Origin of the sequence: Actinomyces ihuae (assembly GCF_001457875.1) — a bacterium.
GTDB lineage: Bacteria > Actinomycetota > Actinomycetes > Actinomycetales > Actinomycetaceae > Pauljensenia > Pauljensenia radingae_A.
On record NZ_CZPX01000005.1, the window covers coordinates 1,048,900 to 1,066,810 of the forward strand.

At 58.8% G+C, this 17,911-nt stretch carries 15 protein-coding genes; 8 read left to right on the forward strand and 7 right to left on the reverse strand.

Annotated features, from left to right (window positions below; all coding sequences use genetic code 11):
* Positions 1 to 5 precede the first annotated feature (5 nt).
* The 8 genes from rnpA to BN3002_RS09280 all read left to right on the forward strand — a co-directional run bounded on the left by rnpA (position 6) and on the right by BN3002_RS09280 (position 7,523).
* The gene (gene rnpA, locus BN3002_RS09240; protein ID WP_058237587.1) at positions 6 to 380 is read left to right on the forward strand and encodes a ribonuclease P protein component; all 375 of its coding nucleotides are present in this window, start codon (positions 6 to 8) and stop codon (positions 378 to 380) included.
* Positions 377 to 787 (forward strand): membrane protein insertion efficiency factor YidD, encoded by a 411-nt coding sequence (gene yidD, locus BN3002_RS09245; RefSeq protein WP_058237588.1) that lies wholly within the window; start codon positions 377 to 379, stop codon positions 785 to 787. The genes rnpA and yidD overlap by 4 nt, the downstream gene beginning before the upstream one ends.
* Positions 777 to 2,147, forward strand: a complete 1,371-nt coding sequence (gene yidC, locus BN3002_RS09250) for a membrane protein insertase YidC (protein WP_058237589.1) — start codon at positions 777 to 779, stop codon at positions 2,145 to 2,147. The genes yidD and yidC overlap by 11 nt, the downstream gene beginning before the upstream one ends.
* A 93-nt stretch (positions 2,148 to 2,240) precedes the next feature.
* Positions 2,241 to 2,903, forward strand: coding sequence for a Jag family protein (locus BN3002_RS09255; protein ID WP_082628630.1), 663 nt, complete (start codon positions 2,241 to 2,243; stop codon positions 2,901 to 2,903).
* On the forward strand, positions 2,896 to 3,585 hold the full coding sequence (rsmG, locus tag BN3002_RS09260; protein WP_058237590.1) for a 16S rRNA (guanine(527)-N(7))-methyltransferase RsmG: 690 nt from the start codon (positions 2,896 to 2,898) through the stop codon (positions 3,583 to 3,585). Before BN3002_RS09255 ends, rsmG begins: the two co-directional genes overlap by 8 nt.
* Before the next feature lie 48 nt (positions 3,586 to 3,633).
* Positions 3,634 to 4,518, forward strand: coding sequence for a ParA family protein (locus BN3002_RS09265; protein ID WP_058237591.1), 885 nt, complete (start codon positions 3,634 to 3,636; stop codon positions 4,516 to 4,518).
* Between the two features lie 1,015 nt (positions 4,519 to 5,533).
* Positions 5,534 to 6,448: a ParB/RepB/Spo0J family partition protein gene (locus BN3002_RS11505; RefSeq protein WP_371935778.1), complete on the forward strand. Its 915-nt coding sequence runs from the start codon at positions 5,534 to 5,536 to the stop codon at positions 6,446 to 6,448.
* A 418-nt stretch (positions 6,449 to 6,866) separates the two neighbouring features.
* Positions 6,867 to 7,523, forward strand: coding sequence for an HAD family hydrolase (locus BN3002_RS09280; protein WP_058237593.1), 657 nt, complete (start codon positions 6,867 to 6,869; stop codon positions 7,521 to 7,523).
* A 72-nt stretch (positions 7,524 to 7,595) separates the two neighbouring features.
* Here BN3002_RS09280 and BN3002_RS09285 read toward each other — a convergent pair whose 3' ends face one another.
* From BN3002_RS09285 to BN3002_RS09315, 7 genes are all read right to left on the reverse strand, one after another.
* Complete coding sequence (locus BN3002_RS09285) at positions 7,596 to 8,555, reverse strand: D-alanine--D-alanine ligase family protein (RefSeq protein ID WP_058237594.1); 960 nt, start codon at positions 8,553 to 8,555, stop codon at positions 7,596 to 7,598.
* A 91-nt stretch (positions 8,556 to 8,646) separates the two neighbouring features.
* Positions 8,647 to 9,966 carry an aminotransferase-like domain-containing protein gene (locus BN3002_RS09290; protein ID WP_058237936.1) on the reverse strand — a complete coding sequence of 440 codons (1,320 nt, stop codon included), beginning with the start codon at positions 9,964 to 9,966 and terminating at the stop codon, positions 8,647 to 8,649.
* A gap of 123 nt (positions 9,967 to 10,089) precedes the next feature.
* Positions 10,090 to 10,446, reverse strand: coding sequence for a thioredoxin family protein (locus BN3002_RS09295; RefSeq protein WP_058237595.1), 357 nt, complete (start codon positions 10,444 to 10,446; stop codon positions 10,090 to 10,092).
* Positions 10,443 to 11,495, reverse strand: a complete 1,053-nt coding sequence (trxB, locus tag BN3002_RS09300; protein ID WP_058237937.1) for a thioredoxin-disulfide reductase — start codon at positions 11,493 to 11,495, stop codon at positions 10,443 to 10,445. Before trxB ends, BN3002_RS09295 begins: the two co-directional genes overlap by 4 nt.
* Positions 11,496 to 11,506: 11 nt before the next feature.
* A complete protein-coding gene (gene murJ / locus BN3002_RS11340) occupies positions 11,507 to 14,818 on the reverse strand; it encodes a murein biosynthesis integral membrane protein MurJ (RefSeq protein WP_074026228.1) in 3,312 nt (1,103 codons plus the stop codon).
* On the reverse strand, positions 14,815 to 17,328 hold the full coding sequence (locus BN3002_RS09310; protein WP_058237596.1) for a DUF6049 family protein: 2,514 nt from the start codon (positions 17,326 to 17,328) through the stop codon (positions 14,815 to 14,817). The genes murJ and BN3002_RS09310 overlap by 4 nt, the downstream gene beginning before the upstream one ends.
* The gene (locus tag BN3002_RS09315) at positions 17,328 to 17,864 is read right to left on the reverse strand and encodes an NUDIX hydrolase (RefSeq protein WP_082628632.1); all 537 of its coding nucleotides are present in this window, start codon (positions 17,862 to 17,864) and stop codon (positions 17,328 to 17,330) included. The genes BN3002_RS09310 and BN3002_RS09315 overlap by 1 nt, the downstream gene beginning before the upstream one ends.
* Positions 17,865 to 17,911 lie beyond the last annotated feature (47 nt).

The window sequence follows — 17,911 nt, forward strand, 5'->3', positions numbered from 1 at the left end:
CTTCGGTGTTGCCGCGCGCGCATCGCATGGTGGATTCGACCGATTTTTCAACGACAATCCGTCATGGTTCTCGCAGCGGTAATGCGATGGTCGTGGTGCATTGCCGAACCGACGAGGATGCTTCCAAGCGCCTCGTCGGTTTCATCGTGCCCAAGCGCGAAGTCGCGTTGGCAACACGACGCAACACCATCAAGCGTCGCCTGCGCCACCTCATGGCCGCGCGAGTAGCTGACCAACCCGACGGTGCGCGCATTGTTGTCCGCGCAGGGCACCGAGCTCTGGGTCAGGACTCGGCCACACTGGGCGTCAACCTGGATCGGGCACTGACGCGGGCATGGCGCAAGTGGGATGAACGCGAGCAGCAACGGGGCCAGAAATGAGCCTCCTGCGCACCATCGCTTTGGCACCCATACGTTTCTACCAGCGCTTCATCTCTCCCGGTTTGCCACCACGATGCAAGTACGCACCCACATGTTCGGCTTACGCCGTGCGTGCGATCGAAGTTCACGGCATCATCAAAGGCACACTCCTGGCGTCATGGCGGCTCCTGCGATGCAACCCGTGGTCCAATGGCGGTGTCGACCATGTGCCGCTTCAAGGCCAGTGGAGTGCACCCCCCTGGGTTCCGCCTGACGATTGGGCGGGTTATCTGGACCCCGATGACTTCCCCGTGATGGGGCTTAGCGATTGTGACGAGTCGCCCTCGTGCACTCACGATACGATCGATGAGACATGCGCACATTCGCCTGTGCGAGACACACATGAAGGAGATGTCCATGTGGTTTGACAAAATCATTTACCCATTTACCGTTGCGATTGCATGGGTGTGGGTAAAGATCCACGATCTGCTGGTGGCGCTCGGAATGAGCGGTGGGCCAGGTGTGGCGTGGATCGTGTCGATCATCGTGCTGACGATTGTGGTGCGCGCACTGATTACGCCTCTGTACGTCAAGCAGCTGCGTTCGCAGCGAGCGATGTCCGTCATGCAGCCTGAAATGAAGAAGATTCAGGAAAAGTACAAGGGCAAGACGGACCAGGCATCTCGTCTCAAGATGAGCGAGGAGATGCAGGCGCTCAACAAGAAGTACGGGACGAATCCTTTTGCCTCGTGTCTGCCGCTGCTGGTTCAGATGCCGATTCTGTTCGGTATGTACCGCGCACTGTGGAACGCGGGTGCCGTTGCGCAGGGAACGTTCAATCTTGGCGACCACATCGGTCCGATCGATCAGGCGCTGGCTCAGGAAATCGAGCGGACGACGGTGGCAGGTGTGTCACTGTCAGGGCGCTTGACCGAATCGACGGGTGTGGGCCTGGCGGTCTTCATCATCTTGGCCATCTTCATGGTCGTGCTGCAGTTCCTGACGATGAAGATCTCGATGGAACGCAACATGCCGCAGCAGGCTCAGGATTCATCAAACCCGATGATGCGCACCCAGAAGATGATGATGTACCTGATGCCGTTGATGTTTGTCTTCACGGCATTTGTGGTGCAGATGGGCATCATGATCTACCTGTCGATCTCCACCGCGTGGACCTTCGGCCAGCAGATGGTGATGATGACTGTGATGCCGACCCCCGGTTCACCGGCCTACAAGGACGTGCTGGCCAAGCGTGAACGTGGGTACAAGGAGTGGGCCAAGCCTTACTTCGAGGAATACGATCGCAAGCGTGAGGAACTCGGATCTGATCCTGAGGCTGTCGCACAGCTGAACCAAACATCGCTCAAGGAAATCAAGAGCAAGGCCAGGAGCCAGCGCGTAGCCGGCAACTTCCCTGAATCAATGAGTGAGGGTGAAGTGGTGGGCGTATACCGTAATCTGGCGCTGCAGGAGTGGACGACGTTGCCTGACGAAACGTGGATGCGTGGCGTCCACCGTGCCAAGGAGCGCAGCGTGGTGCGCCAGGAGAAGGCTGCGAAGCGTGAACAGCCCCGACGGATGAGTCGTGAACAGCGCAAGCAGGCAGAAGCTAAGGAACGTCAGTTGGCTGCCGAGCATGAACGTGCCGAACAGAATCGGCGAGCTCGCCGCGAGGCGAACGACCGTGCCAAGAGCGAGCTGACCCCTGAAGAGGTGGAACGCCGCCGCGCACAGCGCAAGAGTCAACGCAACAACCCAGGCCAACGCAAGAAGAAGAAGAGAAAATGATCGGAAAGTGGTGGCACTGACACACAGCGACAGTGACACTCACCGCCGATCCCCCGCACCTGAACAAGTGGAGCCCCACGGAAGGACATCTCAATGAGTGAGAAGAAAGACGAAACGTTGTCACGTCTGGAAGAAGAAGGCGAAGTCGCGGCAGATTACCTGGAGGAACTGCTCGATATTGCCGATCTTGACGGTGACATTGAGATCGACGTTGAAAACGGTCGCGCGTCGGTGGAAATCGTGGCTGACGACGCGACTGGTCTGGAAAACCTGGTCGGTGAGGACGGTGAAGTTCTCGACGCCCTGCAGGAACTCACGCGCCTGGCAGTACAAACCGAGCTGGGCGAACGCTCACGCTTGATGCTGGACATCGCGGGCTTCCGTGCCGATCGCCGCGTCCAGCTTCGTGAGCTGACACAAGAGGCCATTAACCGCCTGAATGCGACGGGTGAGCCGCAAAAGCTTGAACCGATGAACCCGTTTGAGCGCAAGGTGTGTCACGACGTGGTGGCCGAGGCTGGCCTGCACTCCGAATCGGAAGGCGCAGATCCACATCGCTATGTCGTGATCTCCGATCCGCGTGACGATGAGAGCGACGACGTTGATGACGACGCGCACTTCGAGGATTCAGACAGCGATGACGAATCTGTTAACGAGGTGCGCGCTCTGGAGGAATTGCAGGAAGGCGACTTTGTTGCTCCGGCTTCTGATGTAGCCGAGGCAACCTCGGAACTTGCTGAGCGCGACGATGAGTGAGAATGTGGCGCCTGCGGCCGGTAGTGTACCTGACGGCACCGGCGACGCTGACCTGGTGATCCCCGAAGAGCCCACCGAAGCTGTGCGCGAGTATTTCGGTACCAGTTTCTCGGCATTGGAGCACCTGGTCGACATGCTGCTTGACGAGGGAGAGATGCGCGGCTTGATCGGACCGCGTGAAGCCGGACGATTGTGGTCGCGCCACATTGTGAATTCAGCTGCGGTATTGGATTTTCTGCCTAAGCGTGGACAGGTGCTTGATGTGGGTTCAGGCGCGGGATTTCCTGGCCTAGTTATTGCCATTTGTCAACCATCACTTGACGTTCACTTGGCAGAGCCGATGGAGCGTCGGTGTGAATGGTTGGCGGACGCAATCGATGAGCTGGGTTTGGACAATGTGACAATCCACCAGGCTCGCGCGGAAGATCTGCGCGGTAAGGGTCGTGCTGATGTGGTGACGGCTCGTGCAGTGGCGAAAATGTCGAAGCTTGTGCGAATGACGTCCAAGCTGATTGCTCCTCATGGTCAGTTGGTGGCGTTGAAAGGTCGTCGTGCTGCGCTCGAAGTTGAGGACGCACGCAACGAATTGAAGCGTCATCATCTCCTCGCTGAGGTTCATGAAGTACCGTCGGTGATGGAAGATGAATCGACCTATGTGGTCGTTGCCCGTCGCGATGTGTGACCTCGGAACCAGCGGCTGACAGAGTAGACAAGAAGAAGGCAGGCTGAGATGAGCGAATTGACGCAAGGTGACGCTCCCCTATCGCGGCGTCTTCAGCAGAACTATGCTGATCTTCGTATGCTCGAGCATGCGGTCTTCACGCGGCCAGAGCGCCCTGTGGTCATGACCGTTGCCAACCAGAAGGGTGGCGTTGGAAAGACGACGTCCGCCGTCAACTTTGCTGCAGCTCTGGCTCTTGGCGGGTTGAATGTTGTGGTCATTGATGCTGATGCCCAGGGAAATGCGTCGACGGCGTTGGGTGCAGAACATGGCGTGGGCACCCCGTCAATCTATGACGTGATGGTTGAGGGAGCATCGTTGGCAGGCGTGATTCAGGACTGCCCTGATGTGGAAGGCTTGCGGGTGTGCCCATCGACCATTGACTTGTCGGGTGCTGAAATTGAAATGGTGGATTTGCCGCGTCGTGCATTCTTGCTGTCCGATGCGGTTTCGGAGTTCTTGTCAGTGAACCGTGACGTGGATGTCATCCTGATTGACTGCCCCCCGTCGCTCGGATTGGTAACGCTCAATGCACTGGTGTGTGCCGACGAGGTCATGATTCCGATTCAGACCGAATATTACGCGCTGGAAGGTTTGACCCAGCTATGGTCAACGATCGAACGGATTCGATCTGAACTCAATCCGCGGTTGAGGATCTCGACGATTGTGCTGACGATGGTCGATAAGCGTACTAAGTTGAGCGAAGAGGTTGCAGCTGAAGTGCGCGAACACTTTGGGGACATCACGCTGACAACCGTCATCCCACGATCCGTTCGCATTTCCGAGGCGCCGAGTTACTCGCAGACCGCAGTAACCTATGATCCGCGATCGACCGGTGCGATTGCGTACCGCAAGGCGGCGCTTGAGTTGACGCAGCGATGGGCACAGAAGTAACTGATCGCGTCATTTTGCGTGGCCGTGACCTGTGAAGGATAATTACAGTTCCAGTGTCTGTGCGGGTGGCGGGCCTGTGAGTCGGTCAGGTTGTATGCGAATGCAGGAAATGTTTCACGTGAAACATTCACGAAGAGGCCCGTTTGGTCAGTGATGACAAAAGCCCGGTCAAGTTAGATGACCAGGTGCGATTTGTACCCGACATGATGGTGGATAGGGACTCCTGCAACTCGTGATATCGAGCGCCCTTTGTTTGGAAAGTGGACAAGGTTGCAATCGAATGTGCTCACAGCAATGTTTCACGTGAAACATTCGTTGGCGCTCAGAGAACTGTAGAATCGAAAGCATCGATACGACCGAAGAAAGTGAAGCGCTGGGAACGATGGCCAGGAAGAAAGACACTGCACATCAATCGTCCGATTCAGGAAAATCGACTCGTCGGCACGGAGGACTGGGACGTGGATTGGCGGCACTGATTCCAGATTCTCAGAGCGAAAATCCACATTCGGTGTCGCGGCCGCTTGATGTCTTATTTCCAGAGCATACGGGTAGCCATGCTCGAGTTCGTGGAGGGTCACAACGAGATTTGTTGTCTCCGCGCTCGTCACGTCGGACAGCACACACCCGGAAGGGCACGACCACGCCCGAGTCAGAAGGTACGGGGAATTCAACAACCGTTGTGTCAGAGTCGTCGGACGCATTTGCATCCAATCAGTCCCGCAACTTGGGTTCTGAACGCGCCCACAAGGATTCAACGAGAAAGAATCGTGGAACATCTGCTGGAACAAGAAAAGGTGCAGCCCGCAAATCACAATCGGATGACGGCGCAGTGTCGCGAAAAGGTGAGGGTGCGTCACCTCGTAAAGGTCAGTCGAGGTCACGGCTCTTTGCTGAGGTCCTTGAAGGAACACCTGCGAATGTTTCACGTGAAACATCGCCGTCGGCCGCCGATTCGCCAGGACCTGACGGAGATCACGCGCCGAAAGAAAACTCGGGATCAAATAACGCAGAAGCAGTGCCGAGATCAGACGCTGGTCACGCAGGTACTGGTGACGCGAAGTCTGACCTGGTCGAAGTTCCCGGTGCGACCTTTGCTGAGATTCCAACTCAGTGGATTGTGCCGAATACCCGTCAGCCTCGGAGCGTTTTTGACGAAGATGACCTCAACGAACTGGCCGCTTCGATTCGAGAAGTCGGGGTGCTGCAGCCGATTGTCATTCGACCCATCGAAATCACGTCTGATACGCCTGACACATTGCGTGAATACATCGAGGAAAAGCCGGAAGCGCGCTATGAACTCATCATGGGAGAGCGACGTCTGCGCGCCTCTGAAATCGCTGAGGTCGACACCATTCCCGCCATTATCCGAAGGACCCAAGATGAAGACCTTCTGCGAGATGCCCTGCTGGAAAACCTCCACCGCGCCCAGCTCAATCCACTTGAAGAAGCCTCGGCCTATGCTCAGCTGATGGAGGACTTTGGAGCAACGCAGGAAGAGCTGTCAAGGCGCATTGCACGATCGCGTCCGCAGATTGCCAACACCTTGCGATTGCTCAAACTCCCACCCGCCGTGCAGCGAAAAGTTGCTTCGGGCGTGATCTCTGCTGGCCACGCACGAGCCCTGCTCTCTTTGTCAACACCAGATGAAATGGAGCTGTTGGCTGACCGAATCGTAGCAGAAGGGCTCTCGGTGAGGACGACGGAAGAAATCGCTCGGCTCAACAAGCCTAAGCCTGCACGGGTACAACGCATCCTCAAACCTCAGCAGCTCTCTGAGTTGGGGCGCCACGTGGCAGCGGAACTGTCTGATTTGTGCGATACCCGTGTAACGGTGAACGAAGGCAGCACCAAAGGCAAGATCGTCATTGAGTTTGCCGGCGCACAGGACCTGGAACGCATCGCAGCAGTCCTGCTCGCACAGGCCAGGTAACGCGTACGCAGATATAGACAGGGCCGCACGTGCGCGATCGTGATGCCGACATTTATTGTCAACAAGCGTCTCAGGATGGGTTAATGAGTCCTGAGGACTAGACCACTAGAGGTGATATGGGTGTCGCGCTGTCATGCTATGCGCTAGAGGCATGGTGCCATGACGCTGTCACACTGTGATGATGTGATGCGGTGGCGCAAGGCGCCGAGGAATGCACCCGTGACTTCACCGGCCGTGCGCCGCAGACTGTGATCGATACTATTCGTGAAGCCGGTGTGAATGATCACAAACTATCCCATTACATCTGAAAAACGGAGACAATCAGAGCAGCGATACGAATACGGGTGAGCTGCCGGAAACGCTACCAGCGCAACCAGCGGTGAGTCCGTCCACCGGTCCAATAGGAGATTAAGCAGCAATGGGGAATGCGCAGTGCCTGATCAGCACCGTATTGTTCGACATTGGTGGTGTGCTTGTCACACACCGACCTGATGCGGCGAAGATGGCTCAGGTCATGAATATGGATACCACCCCGTCAGACACCGTCAAGCTGGTTGATCATTCCATCTGGTTCCACCGTGATGCCTACGATGCTGGCTGTTCAGACCGTGAATTCTGGGACCACGTCGCAGGAGATTGCGGATTGGGTGAACTCAGCGATGCCACGATCGCCGCTCTCGTCCAGGAAGACATTACACGCTTCGACCTGCCTGACCCGGACGCCCTCGAACTCGTATGCGAACTGAAAGCCCGCGGAATGAACCTGGGGATCCTGTCCAACGCGCCGCACGCGATTGCCGACCGCTTCCCGCAACTGTCCTGGGCTGAGGCCTTCGACCACTTCACATTCTCCGCTCCGCTGGGCGTGTGCAAGCCGGCACAACGCATTTATAAAGAAGCAATCGCCCGTTCAGGGGTGCCAGCGGACAACATTCTCTTCATTGACGATCGACAGCCCAATATTCGCGCCGCCACACTGGCAGGAATGCACACCATTCAGTGGACCGACCCAGCCACCGCGCGTGAGGCGCTGGTCAACCTCAACCTGCTCGACGAATGCGTCGCAGCGAGCTGACACGAGCTGCAGACACTCGCTGAAGCGCTGAAGTGACGAGGGCGCCTTCGGAAAGCACGCTCGACCACAACCTCACAGATCTGAGGCCACGAAATGCACGATGCGGTCGCACACCGCGCTGAATGAATCCTGCGCATCTGCAGCCTGAGGGAACAACGACGTGTCTGTCATTCCGGGTGCCACATTCGCATCGATGAACCACACAGTTCCAGCAGGATCAACGATCACGTCAATGCGGGAGAGGTGACGCAATCCCAGCAAAGCGTGGATCTCCAATGCTGTTTCCTGCGCATGATCGAGAACCTCCTGATCAAGACGAGCGGGCACGAAGTATTCCGTGCTGTCCGTGGTGTAGCGGGCATCGTAGTCGTAACGCCCATCATCGGTGACGATCTCAATAGGCGGCAAGGCCGTAGGCCCGTTCTCCAGGTCAAGAACAGAGACGGCAACTTCGGTGCCTTCCACGAAATTCTCGATCATGACGCGCTCACCATAGGCAAAGGCGTCAACCAGCGCCAGCCGCAGCTCCTCAGCCGAGGTCACTTTCGACAGACCCAGGGCCGATCCACCATCAGCCGGCTTCACGATCGCCGGGTAGTGCATTGTCTGATCCAGTGAATCCAGCACACCGGAGGCGCCAACCTGGCGGAAAAGTTGCTGAGGGAGTGTCACCCATCCGGGAGTGTTCAAACCCGATGAACCAACCAGGCTCTTGGCTGTGGGCTTATTGGTCGCCATCATGGCCTGAGCCGAGTTCGACCCGACGAAGGGAATATCAAGGTTTTCAAGCAAGCCCTGCAAGGATCCGTCCTCGCCCAGGGAGCCGTGAATCAGCGGCCAGATCACATCGGGCTGAAAATCCTTGATACCTGTCAGCAATTCACTGTCCAGGTCGCACACGCATACCTTGTGGCCCAGGTGATGCAAGGTGGATGCCACGCGGCGGCCCGACCGCACGGACACGTCGCGCTCGTGGGTAAGTCCACCTGCAATGATCAAGACCCGCTGTGGGTGATCTGTCTGACGAGTCATAGCGTCGATACCTCCTGAGGTAGTCGTGGCAATATCTGTCAAAGAACGTGAGTGGTGTGAACAGTGCGCTCAGGCAGGTTCACGGACCTATTCAGTTATCTGAAGTCGGCAGTGTGGGCTCGACATCGATGTGCGCGTTCGCAGGGACCGACCCGACACCGAACATGTCCACCAGCTCCTTCTCAGCGTTGACCACAGTGGACAGACGTCGCACACCCTCGCGAATTTCCTCGGGAGTGGGGTAGCAGAACGATAATCGCATGTGATTGGTACCACGCCCATCATAGTAGAAGGCAGTTCCGGCCACGTAAGCGACCTGGGCTCGCACCGCGCGCGGCAGCATCGCCTTGGCGTTCAGGCCGTCGGGCAGCGTGACCCACGTGTAGAAGCCGCCCTCAGGATGTGTCCACGTGCAGTCCGGCATGTACTCAGCCAACGCCTTCATCATTGCGTCGCAACGCTCGTGATACATGGAACGGAAGGTTTTGACCTGGCTGTACCAGTCGTAATCAACCAGGTACCCGCCGATCGCCATCTGACCCACCATCGAGGGGCACAGGATCGCTGACTCGCTGGCCAGGACCAGTTTGTCGCGGATTGCGTGGGGTGCGTAGGCCCATCCGATCCTGAAGCCCGGTGCAAACATCTTGGAAAACGATCCCAGGTAGACCACGCCTTCCGGTGCGTAGGACTTCAATGCGGGAAGCGGATCTGACCCGAAGCCGAGCAGTCCGTAGGGGTTATCTTCCACGATCAGCACGTGTTCACGCTGGCAGATCTCAACGATGTGCGGTCGGCGTTCCTCACTCAGCGTCACGCCCGCTGGGTTATGGAAGTTCGGAATCGTATACAGGAACTTAATCGTCTTTCCAGACTTACGCAGAGAGTGGATCATATCCTCCAACGCCTGCGGAATGATGCCATCGGCATCCATGTCGACGTGCACCACATCGGCCTGACGCGCACGAAACACACCAAGGGCTCCCACATATGACGGCGACTCCGCGATGACAACGTCACCCTCGTCAATGAACAATTCGGAAACAAGGTCCAGGGCCTGCTGCGAACCGGTGGTGATGACAACGTCATCGGGGTCGGCACCGGCGATGCCGTCATAGGACATGACGTCGCAGATCTGTTCGCGCAGCGGTTCCCAGCCTTGACCGGAGCCGTATTGCATGGCGACCGAGCCGTTGCGTGCGATCAAGTCGCGCGCCGAGTCAGCCAGGCGCTCAATAGGCAGGTCCTTCAGGTTGGGCATGCCGCCAGCCAGTGAGACAACTTCGGGGCGCGACACTACCGAGAACAACGCGCGGATTTCAGAGGCGCGCAGGTTGTGAGCTCGCTCGGCATAATGGTCAAACCATGGGTCGAGACGGTTTCCATGCTGAGCGGCTTCCCGGCCGGGCATCTGGCTCACAACGATTTCCTTCCATTGTGCTACGCAAGTGCTGATCACACGTTCTATCACCAGTGTGCCACCACTTCACACACGGTCAGTAACGGTGACACTCGTGAGGCGACATATGATGAATCAGGTCACACTAGCGCGCCGATGTTTCATCGCGCAAGCACTGTCCAGTCCGTGACGCAACTCGGTTTTCGGTTGCGCACCATCCCACGTGCGGGTGGGCTGCTCGTCGTCATACGGATTGATCAGGACGGCGCTGGGAACCCACGTCACATGCCATCGTTTCGCAAAGGTGACGAACTGCGGGGCGTCGGTATCGACAGCCACAACCGTGACATCTGCAGCGAATTCACATGCAAGTTCGTCGAAAACCGGCTCAACCATGCGCGATTCGGGACTCCAGTGGGCCAGGCATGCAATGAAAACGATGCGGTCGTCGGAAAGGAGCGTGTCGAGTTCACGCAGGTCGACACGCTTCACAGTGTTGCCAGGTACCGTTCAGCGTCGAGGGCGGCTCGGCACCCTGATCCCGCTGCCGTAATGGCCTGACGATACATGTGGTCCACTGCGTCACCGCAGGCGAATACGCCAGGCAGTGATGTGTGGGTCGACGGCTCGTTCACGGTAATGTAACCGGCTTCATCCAGGTCAATCTGGCCGCGCACGATGTCGGTGCGTGGCAGGTGTCCGATCGCAACGAACACGCCCTGGACGGGCAAGGTGGTCTCAGAGTCGTCAACGGTGGAACGCAAAACGAGGCCTTCCACCTCGGTGTCGCCCTCGACGCAGGCTACTGTCGAGTTCCACGCGAAGGAAATCTTCGGGTCAGCCTTGGCGCGGTCTGCCATCACTTTGGAGGCGCGCAGTTCGTCGCGACGGTGAACGATCGTGACGGACTTTGCGAAACGAGTCAGGAAGGTTGCTTCTTCCATTGCAGAGTCGCCGCCACCGATGACCGCCAGGTCCTTGTCCTTAAAGAAAAAGCCGTCGCAGGTGGCGCAGTAGCTGACGCCGTGGCCGGAAAGCTCATCTTCACCTGGCACGTTCATGTGGCGGTATTCGCTGCCAGTCGCGAGGATCACGGTGCGAGCCTGCAGTGTCTCGTCATCGAGTGTCACGGTCTTGACGTCGCCCTCGAGGCTGACGCTGCGGGCATCCTCGAAACGAATATCGGCACCGAAGCGTTCGGCCTGGGCACGCATATTCTCCATGAGTTCGGGCCCGAGGATACCCTCAGGGAAACCGGGGAAGTTCTCCACGTCCGTCGTGTTCATCAGGGCGCCACCTGCGTCCAGTTCACCTGCGATGACGATGGGCTTCAGGCCGGCGCGCCCGGTATAGACAGCTGCCGTGTATCCGGCGGGGCCTGATCCGACGATGATGACGTCATGAACGGTGCCGTCGGTGTGAGACTGTGTAGCCTCGGTGGCCTGGTCGGCGGTTTGAGGGGCCGTTGCATCGTCCGCCTGACTGTCGCCCAGGCTGATTGCGTTGATAGAGGGGATAGAGGAGACGGAAAAATCAGTCATGATGCACCTTGTCATTCCACAGTGACTTCATAGACCCACGCCTGGTTGCTACCTTCGTCAGACGAGGGCATGTAGCGGAACATTAACACGAGGCCCTGGGTCTCAACAGGCTCCGGTAATGTGATGTCAGTTGTCGGACTCATTGCCGTGGTTGCCAGCTCCGTGCCGTGACGTGCAGCGGTGACGTCAACTGACGGGTCGACGGAGGTGAGGACCAGCTCGCCCCCGGTAGTGCCCGGAGCCATGTGGACAGTCACCTTGGACACGGTGGCCTTTTCCTGCAGGTTCAGTTTGAGTGAGACGATCTCATCGGGCGGGAACTGGTTGTAGTCGAAGGAACGCGACCTCCATGCGGTGTCCAGTTTCCCGTCGATGGCGTAGATCGCCTGGTCCGGGTTGTCGCCATTGTCGTTACGCCACGACAAAGCGTCCACGGAGGTGACCTGCGGACGGATGATTTCCGGTTCGACAGGTTGATCGGATCCTGACTGGCCGGATCCTGACTGTTCTGCAGATTGGCCGGATTCCTGCTCGTTGTGGGTAGGACTGAATGAGAAGCCTTCGCCGGATACAGGTGCGAGCATGGTCTTGACACCCCACAGCCCGCCACCGATGACCAGGATCGCCGCAAAAATCACGGTCGGAATCGTAGGATTGATGCGCGTGGTGAGGGCGCGGCTTGTCGTCGAAGATGCGTTCGAGGCCGGCTCGGGCTGCTCGGTTGCTGTGGGCTGTTCGGTTGCTGCAGATTGCCCGGTCTCAGACGCAGCTCCCGCAGCCTCGGTTGTTCCCGTCGTACTTGCTGTGCCGGCTGTACCTGGAGCGCCGGCCGCACCTATGCCACCTGAAGCGGCAGCTGCCGGCGGCACGGAGTGATCACTCGACTCGTGACCCGAGGAGGCATGATCGGTGAGCCTGCCGAACGCAATCTCATCGAAGCTGGGACGCGCGGGCTGATGAGCGCCATGTTCATGAGAGCCAAACTGATCGAGTTCGTCGTTCTCATCAGGTTCGGGTGGGTAGGGCACGGGATGCTCCTTAGGTGTGTGAGCTGGCGTCGGTTCAGAGGCGCGCAGGTCGTTCGCTTGGGATTGTACTAAGTGTGGAGTCTCTTCGTCGGGCGTCACCGCCGAGGCGAGGCCGTCTTGAGCATCCGGCTCCGGCGCCGCGGCACCCCACCTGCTGACCACCGGCATCTCACCCGTGTTCGTCGGATCTGAAGGTGAAAACCCTCTTTGCAGAATGCTCGAGGGGATCTGTGCATCTTCTTCCACCTGGGCCGGGTCATCACTGTGATGAGCGTCAGCGGGGAACGGGTCAGCATGAAGAGTGGTGTCGTATTGCGCGTCGGTGAGTTCCTGACCAACCTCAGCCTGCTCGCGACCCAGGAACTTTGACCAGTCAAAGAAGTGAATCTGCGTGCGTTGCGAATCGGTATCGTGCGAGGACCCGTCCACCACCGCGTCGGCCTGCGTGCTTTGCTGCTCACCAGAATCTGCTGTCGGCTGCGCGCGATCTGCGGCAGCTGAATCCGACTCGTCGCGCTCAGCGTCGGGGGCTTGCGGCACGGTGGTACGTGCGTGTGAAGCAAAAGAGGCGGTGGAGGCGCCCGCTCCTTCAACGACGAACACCTTGCGGATCAACGCTGGTACGGGTAGTCGTCGGTTCACCTTGCGCACAGCATCACTGGTGGAGGCAGGATCAAGCAGACGCATCATCAATGCGAACACGATGGTGACGACGAGGGCGACCACCACGGCTTTCACAGCTGCGACCAGCCAACGCGCCACCCACTGATCGATCGGGGTGGACGCCCCCATCAGCCAGATAGCCACACCACCGGCCAGACCCCCCACACCGGCGGCAGTGAAGTATTTGATATAGCTGGCGACAATCAGACCCGGGTTGACGTAGCGAATCTTTCGCGCAACCCAGAAGACGGCGATAAAGCCCTGGAGGAGTCGGCACACCGTTTCAGCTGCGCTGGCCCCGATCGTCCACCAGCCGGGTCCTGCCAGGAAGAAAACTGACCATCCGACGATGATCTGAATGATCGTCGGGACGATTCCCATCAGGAAAACAGGTTTGGCATCCTCGTAGGCGAAGAAGACGCGTTGGCTCATCAGCACCATGCCGGTCGAAGCAACGCCCGGCATCAGGGCGATCAACACTGCCGCGTAGGCGCGCACATTCTCCGGCGAGGCCATCGGCAACACCAGCTGCATGACCGGCACAGCTGCCGCGATCAAAATGGCTGCAGCCAGCAGCGTCAACAAGGTGATGACATTGACGCCTGTGTGGAAATTCCGCGCGACCTCCCGGTGATCATTTTCGGTGACCGCATTGGCCATCCGAGTGAAGATCGCGGTCGCCAGCGACACGGAGATCAATGACTGAGGAACCATGTACACCATGAACGCTGCCGTGTAGGCCACGTAACCGGCAATGGACGCGTCATGCAGAGTGGCCCAGTGGTCAGCCTGCGTAGCCAGGTTCGTCGTTGAAATAATGCCGATCTGGCTCACGCCGAGCGTGGCGAACGTCCAGCCGGCCACGCGTGAGGCGGACTTGAAGGACGTGCCCTTGAAATGCCAGTCGATGCGCAGCTTCACGTCAGCGTGACGCAGCGGTATCAGCAAGATCAATGCCTGGAGGATCACGCCGAGCGTGGCCGATCCGGCCAGCACCCAGAACTGAGAAGAGGTGAATTCTTCAATCGGGAAGACACCGTGGTGAGGGCCCCACAAGATCAGGAAGATGCTCAGACCCAGGATGGCGATGACATTGTTGAGCACCGGCGCCCACATATAGGGACCGAACATGCCGCGCGCGTTCAGCAATTCGCCCAGCAGGTTGTACACCCCATAGAAGAAAATCTGCGGCAAACACAGCAATGTGAAGGTGATGGTCAGTGCGCGGGCGGGACCCTCGTAACTGGAGGCGAACAATGTCACCAGGAGCGGCGAGCCCACCATCATCACGATGGTGACGCCGAATAGGATCAGTCCGGCCAGCGTGAGGAGGCGCGAGACGTAACGATCCCCAGAACGCGACTTCAGTGCGCGCACGATCTGCGGAACGAGGACAGCGTCGATGACACCTGCCGCCAGAATGTTGTAGACCGTGTTGGGCAGCGTGTTGGCCACCTGGAAGGTCGCTGACACGGAGCCGGCACCTTCACCGATCGCGATGATCAGCAGCGCGGTTCGCACGAATCCGAGGATGCGGGAGACCAGGGTGCCTGACGCCATGATGGCTGACGACTTCAGCAGGGACGTCTGCCTGGGGGCACGCGAATCAGATGCATCGTGTGACTGGTTCATGGTGTGTCTCCATCATCTGAGTGTGTGTGCTTGCGTCGCGACGACACTAACGGGTCGCGTGATCGCCACTGCGAGCGCACATTGCGAATCAAACCGACGCAGAACGCCACTGCAACCAGCCCCGCGATTGACCACGTCCCAATATCCTCCCACTGTGCGCGCAAACGTACCATGACGGACTGAGAGCTATCGAGTATGGTGCCACGCGGTGTGGCCACAATGTAGGTGACGTCGATATTCCCCGATCCGATGGCCTGAACTGGAACTTCGACGTTACCAGTGGAGTTCGCCTCGAGGGGCTGAGCGGCGCTGGGTGTCGCACGAAGACGCGCATCGTCAGGTTTCAGCGTTGCGGTGACGGTGATTGTCCACGGTAGCTTATTCGTCACGCGCACAGGGAACGCAGCCGTCTTGTTAATGACATTGATCGTCGCTGATGGTTCGGCATGGACCAGTGAGTACAGCTCGCTGATCGCTCCCTGCAGGTTCTTCGCCGCCTCAATGGCGTGATCATCGTCGTGTCCTGCACTGACGGCGTTGAGCATCGCCATGTTGACGACGCTCGTCAGCTGGTGGGGTTCGTCGAGTGCGGTCGCCAAGGCTGCAACCTGAGCGCGTACTTCGTTCAGCGTGTGCAGTGTGTGCTCCCAATGGTCAGGGACCTCAGGTGTGGGATGTACGTCTTCACGCTCGGTATCGGTGGGCTCTGACGTTGCAATCTCGGCGAAGGAACGCGGTGCCATCCAGTCCGACTGTGTCAGGGAGCGGATACGTGATACCAGTTCGGAGTTGACGGCGGTGTTGCGCGCCACGGTCACGAGCTGAGGTCGGGCGATATTGGGAAGCTGACGCGTGATCAGAGCACCCATTGCCTGGGCTGCCTGACGCGCATCCAGCTCATCGCTGTCTGTAGGCGCATCCCACGCCAGCAACTCCGTGAGCTCACGAGTCGAGGTCAGCACCGTGCGAGTCGAATCAGATGCGCCCTCCGTGTGGGTGTGACCATCATCAGCATCGACTTCGACGCGTGTCACGGATGTGAAAGAGGCGTCCTCGGGAGGCGCGACTTCACCGGCGGGTGCAATGATCGTGCGGCCAGTTGACTCCGGCAGCATGGACAGCCCGAAAGTCGATGAGCGTGGCCACAGCACTGATCCGATGACGCTGACTGACTGAGCTGAACCAGTGCGTGATGTGGTCGAATCTGCCTGACCGGCCTGATTGACGACCTGCTCGGGCGTGGACAGCGTGCCGAAAACGCTCATCGACTCACGCGCCAGTTCGGTCAGACGCTCATCGCCTAGCTCTTGCAGCCGAGCGGGGTCTGCATCCATGCTGGGCAGGGCAACAACCTGCCCCCCCGATCCGACGAGGGTGTCCAGTGCGCGCGAGACAAACGCGGAAGTTGCCGGTGAATGCCACCATGACGGTGTGGGGTACCTGGGTGAAGGCCAATGAGGAAACGGAGTCATCTCTGCTGGACCGGCGCTTCCGCTTTGAGGCTGATCGCCGGATTGAGAGCCTGCATCTGCCGCCGTGCCGTTCGCGCTGCCGGACTGAGTGCCTTCAGGTTGGCTGCTTTTACCGGATTGCGCCGGGGAGGCCGAATCAGAATCGGAACGGGCAGTGGATTGGGACTGGCTGGTCGGAGCAGTCGACTGCGGCTGGGCGCTTGTCCCGGCAGATTGAGCCTGGTCAGCGGTCGCAGTCGGTGAGCGCAGCCGCCCGTCGGCGTCAAGAATGCCGGTGCGCACAAAACTGGTCAACGCTTCAGGATCAACAGCCAGTGTCACGCCTGGTGTGCGGGCAAGTTCACTGAGAGCTTTCCACTGCTCCGTGGAGCCAAATGCCTGAGTCGACGTGAAAGGAACCAGCACCGATATGGGTGTCTGCTGACGCTCATAGTAAGAATCCCACACGACCACGGAGCGGTCCTCACCGTCTATATCACCCTCATCAGTGGTGGCCTGCGCCTGGACGCAAATACCGCGCGGCCCCCACTCAAAACTGTCATCCAGCGGCAGCTCCTCGGCGGGAACCGACAAGGTGAAACCCACTTTCTGACGCGGGCCAAGCTGCCTGTCGATGGTGCGTTCGGCTACCGGGATGCCGGCATCAGTGTGGCCCGAAAAGTATGCGCTCAGGTCAGGTGCCGCGACCGCTGAATGGACGGACATGAACAGGCGCAGCACAGTTGACGAGGTGGCCTGTGCACCCGAAAGGTTCGTCAATGTGCCCGACACGGTGAGCGTTGACGTGTCATCAAGGACAGTGGGTGTGATCGACGTGATCGACACCTGCAGATTGCCGCCCTCATCGGCTTCACCGAGCACGCTGGGGCGCGTGGTGTGAATACCGGACGGGTCACCCTCGGACGTGGAAGTAAAAGAAGCAACACGCGCACTGGTGTCAGTTAGTGGCATGCTCGAGGCACCCGCGGGCGCGCACAGGCACGCGGCAGTCACAATGGCAGTGACGACCGTGGAGAAAACGCGTGCGCGGCTCTTCATCACACGTCCCGGTACAAAAGATCCAATGCGATTCTGACGATACGACGCTCGTTCGGATAGGCGAGTTGGCGCATCAGCTGCTGCAAGGATACCCACGACGCGTCTTCAGCTTCGTGATCAGGGTCCATTTCCACGGTGATCGATCCCGACACGTAGCCCATGAGGAAGTGGTGCACCACCTTGTGAACACGCCGATCAGGAGAGGAAAACCAGTAGTCGATCGACGCGAGGTGACGAATGATCCGTCCGGTAATCCCCGTCTCTTCCGCAACTTCGCGCAATGCGGCTTCCTGAGCGGTTTCGCGTCCCTCCAGGTGGCCTTTCGGCAGGCACCATTCGATGCGGCCGGCCCGGTTACGTCGCGCAATGATCGCCGCGTAAGGGGTACCGTTGACAACATCGATAACGAGGCCGCCCGCCGATGTTTCTCCCACAATCGGCAGGCGGGAACTGGCAGAGTGATACGCCCGTATCGAGGCATGGTGGCGTGGGGGACGAGGTGTCCCCACACGGCGCTCATAACGACGGGCTGACATAGTTCCACTCTATTAGTCTTGGAGCGATGGCGGGTGACGTGACATTC